Annotated in this window: 8 protein-coding genes; 7 read left to right on the top strand and 1 reads right to left on the bottom strand. The window is 38.9% G+C overall.

Annotated elements, in window-relative coordinates; translation table 11 throughout:
• Positions 1 to 177 precede the first annotated feature (177 nt).
• A complete protein-coding gene (locus P20495_RS04945) occupies positions 178 to 2,820 on the top strand; it encodes a DUF2339 domain-containing protein (RefSeq protein ID WP_008138001.1) in 2,643 nt (880 codons plus the stop codon).
• A 106-nt stretch (positions 2,821 to 2,926) separates the two neighbouring features.
• Here P20495_RS04945 and P20495_RS04950 read toward each other — a convergent pair whose 3' ends face one another.
• Complete coding sequence (locus P20495_RS04950) at positions 2,927 to 6,367, bottom strand: PAS-domain containing protein (RefSeq protein ID WP_008138000.1); 3,441 nt, start codon at positions 6,365 to 6,367, stop codon at positions 2,927 to 2,929.
• A 414-nt stretch (positions 6,368 to 6,781) separates the two neighbouring features.
• Here P20495_RS04950 and P20495_RS04955 point away from each other — a divergent pair, with 414 nt between their 5' ends.
• The 6 genes from P20495_RS04955 to P20495_RS04980 all read left to right on the top strand — a co-directional run bounded on the left by P20495_RS04955 (position 6,782) and on the right by P20495_RS04980 (position 13,142).
• On the top strand, positions 6,782 to 7,045 hold the full coding sequence (locus P20495_RS04955; protein ID WP_007377498.1) for a DUF4212 domain-containing protein: 264 nt from the start codon (positions 6,782 to 6,784) through the stop codon (positions 7,043 to 7,045).
• Positions 7,046 to 7,055: 10 nt separating this feature from the next.
• Complete coding sequence (locus P20495_RS04960) at positions 7,056 to 8,780, top strand: sodium:solute symporter family protein (protein WP_008137999.1); 1,725 nt, start codon at positions 7,056 to 7,058, stop codon at positions 8,778 to 8,780.
• 104 nt (positions 8,781 to 8,884) lie between these two features.
• Complete coding sequence (locus P20495_RS04965; RefSeq protein WP_008137998.1) at positions 8,885 to 10,723, top strand: DUF294 nucleotidyltransferase-like domain-containing protein; 1,839 nt, start codon at positions 8,885 to 8,887, stop codon at positions 10,721 to 10,723.
• A gap of 15 nt (positions 10,724 to 10,738) precedes the next feature.
• Positions 10,739 to 11,362 carry a 3'-5' exonuclease gene (locus P20495_RS04970; protein WP_008137997.1) on the top strand — a complete coding sequence of 208 codons (624 nt, stop codon included), beginning with the start codon at positions 10,739 to 10,741 and terminating at the stop codon, positions 11,360 to 11,362.
• A gap of 182 nt (positions 11,363 to 11,544) precedes the next feature.
• Positions 11,545 to 12,156, top strand: coding sequence for a hypothetical protein (locus P20495_RS04975; RefSeq protein ID WP_008137995.1), 612 nt, complete (start codon positions 11,545 to 11,547; stop codon positions 12,154 to 12,156).
• The gene (locus P20495_RS04980) at positions 12,156 to 13,142 is read left to right on the top strand and encodes a DUF262 domain-containing protein (RefSeq protein ID WP_008137993.1); all 987 of its coding nucleotides are present in this window, start codon (positions 12,156 to 12,158) and stop codon (positions 13,140 to 13,142) included. The genes P20495_RS04975 and P20495_RS04980 overlap by 1 nt, the downstream gene beginning before the upstream one ends.
• Positions 13,143 to 13,204: the final 62 nt, after the last annotated feature.

Genomic DNA, 13,204 nt, shown 5'->3' with positions numbered 1-13,204 from the left:
CTCACTGAAAATCTCTGGCTAGAGAAAATAAATTTAAATATCACCATAATTCAATGAGTTAGTAAACCTCTTAACCAGAGTTCAGGTTAAGTAATAGTGTAAAACACATTATTAATGTAGATAATATAAAAAAATAGGTACTATAGCCGCTGTAAATGAATAACTACAGAGTGTGCCATGGATGATTTAATAGGTTTAGCAGTAATACTTATATTGGTAGTTGTGGGGGGCGCTATTTGTGGATTAATTGCGCTTATACAATTAAAGAGTTTGAAGCAAGATATTACTTTTTTAAAAGCAAAAGTGAATGAGTTACAATCAAATGCCGTAGTGCAAAAACAAACTCAATGTGTCGATGCAAATATTGCACATAACCAGCCTGTGATTGCTTCAGCCAAAGTATATAAACCAGAACCCGTATACACAAATCTAGCCACTGAATCCCAAATAGCGGTTAAATCCAGTATTAACAGCACAGCTAAAACAAAACGCAAAACACCACCTCCTATCGAATTATTACTTAATAAACTACGTACAGGGTTTGAAGAGAATTGGATGACCTGGATTGGCGCAATAGCACTTGCTTTTGGTGGCATATTTTTAGCTAAATACAGCCTAGAAGCGGGATTACTATCGCCTGTAATGAGGCTGAGTTTAGGTGGCTTATTTGGACTTAGCTTAATTGCAGCTGCGGCTTATTTACACCATAAACGCATTGTATTTGAAGGCTTTAATAATTACATACCCGCAGCGCTTGCCAGCGGCGGGTTTATTACCTGTTTTACTTTAACGCTTTTAGCCTACAGTAGCTACGATATGCTTAGCCCTACCGTGGCATTTTTTACACTGGCAGTTATTGCAATTAGCGCAAGTGCTATGGCGCTTAGGTTAGGCCCATTATTAGCGGTATTAGGTATTATTGGCGCTTATAGTGTACCAATATGGGTTAGCACTGGCAGTGGTAACTTGTTTGCATTATTTATGTATGTTGGCTTTGTAAGTTTGTCGGCCGCGTTAGTTGCACATAAAGTACAGCGAGCTTGGTTGTGGTATTTATTATGGGCAGGGCATATTGGTTGGTATTTAGTTGGTTTTACATTACTTAAAATTAATACCGTTTGGTTAATGGGGGCATTTGCTTTACTTAGTATTATTGGGTTAATTGCTATACCGCGCTTAGGTCTAAAACTGAATGTTATTGAACATCGCCCGCACAGTTTAAAACGCTTAATTAAAGTGCTTCCAGATCATGCATTATTACTCGCCTTTATAGCGCCCTTAATATTTACCATGCTGATCAGTCACTTTGATATGCAGTGGCAAGCAATCGGCGTGTTAAGTATTGTATTAATGCTATTTTTAGTCCTTAAAAATAGCCGTTGGGATATTTGGCAGGGTGTAGCGTTAGTTATATCAACGCTATTAGTGATAGGCGCTCAGCGCACGCATCTTTCGCCAAATCTATTTGATGACGCTCTCTTTATATTCAAAAATGAATACGGTTTGGGTTTATTACTCGGATTGTTACTTACCGCTTTTGGGCTTTATTACGGTAAAAAACAGATTAAGCGTTTAGCGTTTCATATTACGGGGGCATTTAGTGTATTTGTAATGATAGCGACTTTATATACGCTTATTCCTAATTCTGCGTTAAGTACTGCATATCCATTTTGGGCCGTTGTATTGTTTGTAGTGGCGGCTATTTTAATAAAGCTCGCGCAACATAATACAACGCTATTTCAGCGTTTTACTTATTGGGTAGGCGCTAATGCCAATATTACGTTAGCAATTACCATGCTACTAAGTGACAGCGGCCTAACCATTGCTCTTGCTGTACAAGTATTACTTATAAGCGTACTTATTAAACGCTATAGCGTGCCTATGCCACATTGGCCTATAAAAGCCTTGGTTGCTGCGTTATTACTGCGCCTTACGCTTTCACCTTGGACGCCAAGTTACGATGTACTCACGGTATTTGGTTTGCATTGGAGCATAGTGGTTTACCCGTTATGCATTGCGTTATTTTTTGCCGCAGCTAGGTGCTTTAAAGCATCTCAATTAAAAGTATGGTTAGAAGGTGCAGCCCTTCATTGTTTAGCACTTTTTATTACCACCGAAACAAGTTATCAGTTAGTAGGGCATTATCCGCAATTTGATTCACTTAACTTTTACGAACAAATACTCCTTACCTGTAACTGGCTGGCATTAGGGTGCGTGTACTTACACAGAGCAAAACTTGCCGGTACTTTAGCTAAGTTATATAAAGTGGCGGGTTTTGCACTTGCAGGGTTAGCGGGGTTTTTTGCTATTAAAACACTGCTTGACGACAACCCATTATTTGAATCACTTTACATAGGTGAGCTGCCAATATTTAACTGGTTATTACTATTGTGGTTAGTACCTGCAGGATTAACGCTTTGGCTGGCCAAGCTTGTAAAACCAATAAATGCTAAAGCTACGCCATTTATATTGGCCGTTGCGGGTGGTTTTATATTATTGGCTATAAACAGCTTTATTCGCCAATATTGGCAAGGCCCTTACATTTACTTATCAAAAGGCGCAAGCAATGCAGAGCTTTATAGCTACTCTGTTATTTGGTTATTATTGGGTGCGGGTACTATTATTTTTGGTCATTTAAAAAATCAATTATTAATACAAAAAGTAGGCTTAGGCTTACTAGCTGCCGTTATTGTTAAGGTGTTTTTAATTGATATGGCTAACTTGGAGGGCTTACTTAAAGCGCTTTCGTTTATTGGATTGGGGCTTTCGTTAGTGGGACTAAGTTGGTTGTTCCAAAAGCTCAGAAGCCGAGTAAATTAGTTTAACTTTATGAACACTTTATAAAGCAAAGCCCAGTGAAGATACTGGGCTTTTTTTTTACGCTATTACTAGATAACTTTTAACTAGAACACTTGTTACTCGCTTATTATGTACTGTGATTAAGCAGTGCTTTTAGTTTGCCCGGTTTAATTGGCTTACTTAAATAATGAATATTAGCGGCTTTGGTTTCTTGTTTAAGCTCGGTGTCGCGCACTGCTGTAATTAAAATAGCAGGTACTTGGCTTTGCCAAATTTCGCGCAGGGTTTTAATTAGTGTTATCCCATCGCAGTCACTGCCTAGTTGATAATCCATTAAAATAACATCGGGTGCGCCATTTTGTTTAGCATAAGTGAGTACACTATCTACGTTATCAAATAATGTGTAATTAGCTTGCCACTTTTTAAGTAAGCTTGCCATGGCGGCTAAATTTTCGGGGTCGTCGTCTACGGCAATTATATTAATTGCTGCGCGGTTTTCTATTAAGCTGTTTGCAGTGTTTTTTTGCTGTACGAACTGCTTATCGCCATAAGGTACTTCAACACTAAAGCGACTGCCTTTATTGGGCTCTGAACGTACATGCAACGGCAAGCTAAGTAAGTCAGCCATTCGCTTCACTACGCCAAGGCCTAAGCCAACGCCTTTGTTATCACCCGATTCAACACGGTAAAAGTCGTTAAATATTTTGGCTTGCTCAACTTCGCTAATACCTGGGCCGGTGTCCCATACTTCTATCAGTAGGTTGTGTTTACGGTTTCTACAGGCAATTAATACACGGCCTTTGTCAGTGTACTTAACGGCATTAGATACTAAGTTTTGAATAATTCGGCGTAAATAGGTTATGTCGCTGTGTACGATTTGTTGATTTGAACGCACCGTTAGTTTAAGCCCTTTATCACTAGATAATATTGCGTATTCGCTTTGTAATGGCGCTAAAATTTCATCAATGCAAAAATGGCGAGGCGTAGGGGTCATCGCGCCTTGTTCTAGTTTGGCTATTTCGAGCAAAGCTGACATTAAATGCACGGTTGAGTCGAGGCTGTCGCCCAATTTATCAAAGTTATTTTGGTTGGTGCTATCGAGCTGCTTTTCGTCAATAGCAGCAAGGTATAAACGCGCTGCATTAAGCGGCTGTAAAATATCGTGGCTTGCCAACGCTAAAAATCGTGTTTTACTGTCGTTAGCTTGCTCTGCTTCACGCTTGGCTAAAGTAAGTGCTTGCTCTGTTTGTACGCGACTGTCTATTTGTGCTTGTAAGTCTTTATTAATTGTTTGTACTTCTTGGGTACGTGCTTCTATGCGATTTTCAAGATCCATGTTTACTTCTTCAAGCGCATTTTGTGTGCTTATATGATTTGTAATATCCGAAAAGCTAGTAACAAAACCGCCATCAGGTAGTGGGTTACCAATCATCTCAAATACTTGGCCGTTACGGCGGTGGCGAATAAAGTGATGGGAACTGCCATTTTTTAAGTGCTGCACGCGTTTTTCTACTTGGCGTTCTATTTCGCCTGGGCCACATTCACCACGGTTGGCGTTGTACCTAATAATATCTTCAATATGTTGGCCTACTTCTAAAAAGCCCTCTGGGTAGCCAAACATTTCACCATAGCGTTTGTTCCATGCAACAAGTTTTAAGTCTTTATCGACTACTGAAATACCATGACTTAAATTTTCGAGCGAGGTAAACAATAAATTTTGATTAAACTGCAGTGCTTGTGTCGTTTCGTCAAAAAAGTTTACAACCTCTTCAAACGCCATGCGCTTACCCGACGATACCGTATGTATTAATGCTTGTGCCGATGAGGCGCCCAACACACCCGTAAGAGCACGCTCACAATAAGCAATAAATTCAGGTTCAGGGTGAGCGTTGTTATCACTTAAATGATGTGCCAATGCGTAATGCGCGAGGACTTGTTGGCTACGCTGAATACCTAAAAAAGTTTGCAGTAGTATTTTAAAATCGTAAACCGTGGCTTTTACGTCTTTATTTAAACGCCTTGCTAAGATAGCCTGATCTTTTGGGTTAACAAATGCAGCTGCTTGAATTTTATCGATTAGACGCTCTTCTGCGCCTAATGAAAAGCTAATATAACAACCAATATTGGCAAATAAGGCAATGAGCGTCCCGCGTGTTATGAGTGTTTGTTGTAATTCACTATTTAAGGTGTTGCCTGCATCTAAAATAGGTAGCATTAAAAATAGCACCCAACAAATAATGCCAGCTATTAAACCAGCATAAACACCGTAAGCATGACCTTTTCGCCAGTATAAACCGCCAACAATAGCGGGCAATAATTGCGTAACGAGTGAAAATGCCACTAGCCCCATACTCGCCAATGCACTGCTGTGGCCAAACCATTGTTGATAAAAATAAGCCAAGATTAGAATACCGGCAATGGTAAAACGTCTTACCAATAAAATTTGCGATTTGTAGCTGGTGGTAATTAAGTTACGTTTAAATTTACGGCGTAATATTAATGGCAATACAACATCATTTGAGATCATAGTACTTAATGTAAGTGTTGCGACCACTATCATAGCGGTGGCGGCAGACAACCCGCCTATAAATACAAAAGTGGTTAAAAATGCATTGTCGTTAATTAACGGTAGGGCAAGTACAAAGCTGTCGGGGGAATAACCACTGCCGATTTCAGGATGGATAGCGGCAGTTGCAATGGGTAAAATCATCGCAGCAGTCAATAACAAATACAGAGGAAAAGCCCAGCGAGCAGTAAATAAATGACGTTTATTTTGGTTGTCTACAACGGTGACATGAAATTGGCGTGGTAAGCATACAATGGCAGCTGCAGCCATTAACGACTGACCAATAAAGTTAAAACTAAAAAAGTTAAAATCGCTCCAGTGATCCCAAATTGATTCGGTGATTTTACTTGAGGTTGATTCGGGCAAATTAAATAGTGTAAATATGGCAAGTCCTGCCACAGCCATAAGTGCAATAAGTTTAATCATTGATTCAAAGGCAACAGCAAGCATTAAGCCTGAGCGATATTCGGTCACATCGACTTTGCGCGTACCAAAAAATATAGCAAATAAAGCCATAATCAATGTGGCAGAAAGCGCGAGCATATCGCCGGATATTTTATTACTGTTTTGCAAAAGTAAAAAGCTGGTACTGAGTGCTTTTAGTTGTAGTGCGATATAAGGAATAGTCGCCAGTAACGCGATAACTGTTACCATAATTGCAGTAGTTTGGCGCTTACCGTAACGAGCAGAGATGAAATCGGCAATAGTGGTTATGTTTTGTTTTTTACTCACCAACACTAATTTACGTAAAAAGCCTTGTCCGAAAAAAAACAACAATGCAGGACCAAGCAAAATAGGTAAGTAGCTCCAGCTACTAGTCGCCGCAGTTCCTACTGACCCATAGTAGGTCCATGAAGTACAATAAATACCTAATGAAAATGAGTAAACAAAAGGGTGGTGGCTAATGCGTTTTGCTAAAGGCGTCGTTTTATCACCCCAGTTAGCCAGCCAAAACAGCACACCTATATATCCTAAAGCAACAATAATGAGTACGGCAGTCATGTTGTTATTAAACCTTATTATTTAAAATAGCCCCCCAACCCTATGAGGGATTAACACAATACCAGAACTCAGGTTAAGTGTGAGGGTTGAATTTAAATCATAATTTTAGTTTTGTTTTTATCTTCTTGAATATTAAAGATAAAAATAAAATAACTTATAGCATTAGACTAATGTCGCATTAATTTAGTACTTAGCTTCTTTATAACCCTAAAACTCAACTTAAAAACCTTAACAGGCTGAAAAATAACAAAAAGAGCTATTTAGGTTTAGTTGTTTTTATACAGTTTACGTAAACGTTAATAAGCTGTTACGACTATGGTCGCAATTCAATCTTGAGACAGCATTGCTAAATTGGTAAGTGAAGATAAAAAACCACTCATCGCGATATTGCGGTGCTTAAAGGGGAAAATAAAAATGGCTTTTAAAGATGAAGAACAAGCAAAAGCTTATTGGGCAGAAAATATTTCACTGTTATTTAAACTATTAGCAGTGTGGTTTATTGTGTCTTTTGGCTTTGGCATATTATTGGTAGATGTACTTAATGAAGTACGTTTTTTTGGGTTTAAACTTGGCTTCTGGTTCGCCCAGCAAGGCGCGATTTATACCTTTGTTGCTTTGATTTTTGTGTACGTTTTCAAAATGAATACGTTAGATAAAAAATATGGCGTAGACGAATAGGAGCTAAGCAATGGATGTTCAAACACTCACGTTTTTAATTGTTGGTTTAAGCTTTGCGCTTTATATCGGCATAGCAATTTGGGCCCGAGCGGGTTCAACTAAAGAATTTTATGTCGCGGGCGGCGGCGTACCTCCTCTTGCTAATGGTATGGCAACAGCAGCTGATTGGATGAGCGCCGCGTCGTTTATTTCAATGGCGGGTATTATTTCGTTTGCAGGTTACGATGGCAGCGTTTACTTAATGGGGTGGACAGGTGGTTATGTACTATTAGCTATGTGTTTAGCGCCTTACTTACGTAAATTCGGCAAGTTTACTGTACCTGACTTTATTGGCGACCGTTACTATTCACGCACCGCACGTTTAGTGGCAATTGTATGTGCCATATTCATTTGTTTTACTTATATTGCAGGGCAAATGCGCGGCGTAGGCGTCGTATTTTCACGCTTTTTAGAAGTAGAAATTGAAACTGGTGTTTACATCGGTATGGTGATTGTATTCTTTTATGCGGTACTTGGCGGCATGAAAGGCATTACCTATACACAGGTAGCGCAATATTGTGTACTTGTATTTGCCTACCTTGTACCAGCCATTTTCATCTCAATGATGATGACGGGTCACTTTTTCCCACAAACCGGTTTTGGTGCCACATTAATTGGCAGCGACGGCGTGTACGTACTTGATAAACTAGACGGCTTAAGCGCTGAACTTGGTTTTGCGCAATATACCGAAGGCTCTAAGAGCATGATTGACGTGTTCGCTATTACTGGTGCGTTAATGGTAGGTACTGCTGGTTTACCACATGTAATTGTACGCTTTTTCACTGTACCTCGCGTAAAAGACACGCGTATTTCTGCCGCATGGACTCTTGTGTTCATCGCGATTGTTTATACTACAGCACCTGCGGTTGCAGCTTTTGCTCGCGTAAACATGGTTGATACCATTAATGGTAAAGACGGTAGCGGTACAGCTTACGCAGAAGCACCAGGATGGATTAAAAACTGGGAACGCACAGGTTTAATCACGTTTGATGATAAAAATGGCGATGGCAAAATGTTCTACACGGCGGGTAAAATTACCGATCCGAACAGTGCTAACGAAGTCAATGTAGATCGCGACATTATGGTATTAGCAAATCCAGAAATTGCTAACTTACCAGCATGGGTTATTGCACTTGTAGCAGCAGGTGGTATTGCCGCCGCATTATCTACAACAGCAGGTTTACTACTGGTTATTTCGACCTCCGTTTCGCACGATTTACTCAAGCGAACCCTCAAGCCCGATATTACCGACAAGCAAGAGCTACTTGCAGCGAGGTTGGCAGCCATGGTTGCTATTGTTATCTCCGCGTACTTTGGTATTAACCCGCCTGGATTTGTGGCATCAGTTGTGGCATTTGCCTTTGGCTTGGCGGCTGCGAGTTTCTTCCCTGCAATTATTATGGGTATATTCTCTAAAACAATGAACCGCGAAGGGGCTGTTGCCGGTATGGTAACGGGTATAGGCTTTACCGCTGCGTATATCATCTTCTTCAAGTTTGTTAGTCCAGAGCTAAACAGCCCTGAAAATTGGTTCTTAGGTATTTCGCCTGAAGGTATTGGCTTAATTGGTATGATTATTAACTTTGCAGTTGCTGCAATTGTTCTTAAATTTACTCAACCAACACCTGTTGAAATTCAAGAAATGGTAGAAGGTATTCGTAATCCTAAAGGATCGGCAGAAGCGCACGATCACTAAGGTTACTTAAAATAAAGCGTAAAAAGCCCGACTTAAGTCGGGCTTTTTATTTGTATAAAAAATGAGTACATTGGTGTTGTGTATACTTTTTAATGAGCACAACGATGAGCGTAGAACAACAAGAAATAGCCCAATATGTTTGCATGCAAGCACCATTTAGCCTACTTGATAGCAGTGCATACGAGTATTTTGTAAATCACCTCGACATTATTTACCTCACCCGCGAAAATCAAACTCAGTGGTTGCAAAGTGAAAACCCTAAACTATTTTTAATTCGCTCTGGTTTGTATGATTTAGTTGATGCTAAAGGCGACGTTGTTACGCATTTAGCACAAGGTGATTACTTTGGCTTCCCGTCGTTACTAACGGGGGAAGCGATTCAAAACCGTTTAGCGGTACAAAAAGAGGGCATAGTGTATATGCTCTCTCAAACGCATTTTGATTTTTTGCGCAGAGAATATAAATCGTTTGAGCAATACTTTGTACGCGCTCATGCTAACCGGTTGTTGTCATCGCATTATAAAAGTAAAAACGATAGCTGGTCTGAGCGTAAAATATCAGAGCTGATGGCACGCACAGCGATTACGCTTGCGCCTGATGCAAGCATTAGGCAAAGCGCTAAAAAGATGAAACAGCATGGTGTGTCGTCAATAATGATAACGCAGCATGCACATTTAGTTGGCGTGGTTACCGATCGTGATTTACGTAACCGCGTACTCGCCGACGAGGTAAACCCTCAAGATGCTGTAAGCAGCATTATGACCGCTAAGCCCAAGTTTATATTTGAAAATAATCGAGTGTTTTCAGCGCTGCACTTAATGCTTAAGCATAATATTCATCACTTACCGGTTCTTGATGAAAACCATAAACCGATAGGAATGATAACCAGCACCGACTTATTACGCCAACAAAAAAGTGACCCCGTGCAGCTTATTGGGCGCATTTATAAAGCGCACACTATTACTGACTTAAAACGCTATGCAAAAGAAATCCCTGAGTTATTGCGTGGTTTTTCGTACAACATTGACGACATATCGCTAATTGGTAAATTACTAAGTGGATTAACCGATGCGCTTACATCGCGACTTATTCACTTATTTCAAGAAGAGCATGGCGCAGCGCCAACCAGCTTTAGTTTTATTTGCTTTGGCTCGCAAGCACGCGAAGAGCAAACTCTGCACTCAGATCAAGATAACGGCTTATTACTCCCTAACGACTTAAGCACTGATCAGCAAGCTTACTTTAAAAGCATGGGGAAATTTGTATGTGAGAACTTAGTTGAATGCGGCATTAGGCGTTGCCCAGGTAATATTATGGCAAGCAGCGATGAGTGCCGAATGAGCGTAAATGACTGGAGCGAGCGCTTTTTTAAATGGATAAAAAGCCCCACACCAGATGCGATGCTTAATTGTAAAATATTTTTTGACCTGCGCTTTATTGAAGGTTCAAACGCTTTATACACCGCTTTTTGCGAGCAGCTAATTCGTATATCGCGTAACGACTTATTCTATGCTGCAATGGCAACCGACATAAGTAGTAACAGCGTGCCAATTGGTTTATTTAATAAATTTAAAACCGAAAAAACCGATGAAAATAATAAATACATAGATTTAAAAAAACGCGGTGTCGTAATTATAAATGACATAGTGCGGTTATACGCTTTAAAAGCGGGTATTAAGCGCGCCAATACCCAAGAGCGACTAGAGGCACTGCTCAAACATAAATTGCTTAGCAAAGAAGATATATACAACCTAAAAGATTGCTGGCGGTTTTTAACGCAACTTCGACTTAGTACGCAGATAAACGAAGAAGGCTTACCAAGTAATTGTATTAATCCTAATAAATTAAACTCACTAGAGCGCCATCAACTAAAAGAAGCGTTTTACCTTGTTAAACAAGCGCAGCAAGCTGCTGCGTTTAAGTTTGCTCGCGGCAGTTTATAATGATGGATTACTAACATGGTAAAAAAGCTGCTCACTCGGTACTTAAAGCGCCGTAAATTACTAGGCAAAAATGCCTTGCAACAGCGTTACTTAGTGATTGATTTAGAGCTCACTGGCCTTGATGTAAAACAGCACGAAATTGTATCGGTAGCGTGGGTGATAATAGATAATCAATGTATAAAAATGAGTGAGTCGCAGCATATTATCAATAAAGACGTTATAAGCCTCGAACAAAGCCCTGTTTATCACGGTATAAATGACGATGCTATAACAAAAGGACAGAGCTTGTGCAGTATATTAACGCAACTAAGCAGCCACTTTAATGATTGTATTTTAGTGTTTCATAATGCCATGCTCGATTGGGGCTTTTTAAAAATAGCCCTAAAAAATGCCAATATAACTATACGGCCTAAACTGATACTCGACACACTGCATATTGAGCAAAAGCGCTTACTCCATCATTCAACTGAAATAAAACAAGATGATTTAACCCTTAATGCTTGCCGCACACGTTATGAGTTACCAAGCTATCATTGCCATCACGCACTGACCGATGCACAAGCCACTGCGGAGTTACTGCTAGCCCAATGCCATCAAATAAGCCGTGGCAAAGGGTTAAAAGTAGGCGAGTTGACGTAGGTTGGATAGAGGACAGCGAAACTCAACGATAAAATGCCTTATCGGTTAACACCGAGGTTTAGTAATAGACAGTTTACTTTTATTGTTGTATGTATAATTATGGGGACTAGGAGAAAGGTTATATTAGTTTTTCAATCTTCTAAAGGGAAACTTATAATTATTAATAAGGAAAAGGAAATATTGTGAATCTTGAAAGTTTTATGCTTGAATTAGAAAAGCAGGATACAGATGATAAACATTATGATTTCTGCAGAAAATTTGTTTTGCACGGAACTCCATTCGTCTTTGGGAGCAGAGATAATGAGTTTTACGAATTCAGAAAAAAAATAGCAAATAAATTTGATATACCTTTTCATGAAATTTACATAACAGGCTCAGGAAAACTTGGGTTCAGCCCGTTTAAGCTCAAAGAATTTGATTATGATTCCGATATTGACGTTGCGATAATATCCCCTAAATTATTTGATAACATTATGAAAGATATTTCAAAATATCAAATGTCTTTCCGTAAAGCTAGAGCTGTGGTTCGAGAATCAGAGCTTGAAATGTACCATCAATTTCTTGAATACGTTGCTCTAGGTTGGATCAGGCCTGATAAACTACCAATATCATTTCAAATGAAAACATTTAAAAACGATTGGTTTAAATTCTTTCAAGAAATGTCTTATGGTAAATCTGAAGTTGGTAATTACAAAGTTAATGCAGGTGTTTTTAAAAGCTATGAGCACTTAGAGGATTATATTGTAAGTGGGTTAGTTGATGTGAGAAATAGAAGACTTTTAAGGAGAAAATAATGGCGTATCAGATAAAACCATCTGTAACAAACCCAACGATTGCAGATATTTACGAAAAAATTGAAGATAATAAACTGGATCTTTCACCTGACTTTCAAAGAAAATTTGTTTGGACTCATGAGCATCAAGAGCAATTCTTAGATACTATCTTAAATGGGTTTCCCTTCCCTGAAATTTATGTTTGCCAAGGCGTTGTAGATACTAAAAAATTACGAACAACGCAAAAAGTTATAGATGGCCAGCAAAGATTAACAACGATAAAAAATTATATAGAAGATTCTTTTGAAAGTCCTTTAACGCTCGTAAAAGGTTTTGATGCGCTAACCGACTCTGAAAGAGAAGATTTTTTATCTTATCAAGTTGTAGTTCGAGATATTGGGAAAGTTGAAGATACTCTAGTTAGAGAAATTTTTAGGCGTATAAACTTAACTAAATTTAAGCTTTCGGATATTGAAATTCAGAACGCCATTTATGATGGGAAATTTATTCAAGCTGCAAAAGAACTGTCTGCAGACGTAGAGCTTGGAGAGTTTGGAGTATTCCATGACTCGGAATTTACTCGTATGGCTGATGTACATTTCTTTCTTCAAGTTATGTCTACACTTGAGCGTGGCGGATATTATCAACGTGATGGTGAGCTTGAAAAGTGCGTAGCAGAGTTTAATGATGAATACCCTAATTATCATAAAACTAAATCTCTCGTACTGAATGCTATCTCAGTAGTTAAGAATTTAGATCTAAGTTTAGATTCAATTTGGTTTAGAAAGTCGAATTTCTTTACTTTGATTGTTGAAATATGCTTGGCTGGTGAGCTACCCCCTGATTTTAAAGAAAAACTACTTTCTTTTGAAACTTCTATATTGAGTAATAAAAACACTAAAGATAATGATTTTGGAATTTATTATGGGTATATGTATGCCGGTACTAACAATAGGAAATCGAGAGTTACAAGATCGGAACTATTTAAGATGTATACATTAAATTAGTTCTACGAAAGAGTATAAAGAACCTTAATTAGGTACTTTATATTCTTTTTAGTCGGCATTAT

Origin of the sequence: Pseudoalteromonas sp. BSi20495, from assembly GCF_000241185.1 — a bacterium.
GTDB lineage: Bacteria > Pseudomonadota > Gammaproteobacteria > Enterobacterales > Alteromonadaceae > Pseudoalteromonas > Pseudoalteromonas fuliginea.
Note: the sequence above shows the minus strand (reverse complement) of the source record. Positions and strands in the feature narration are given on the sequence as shown.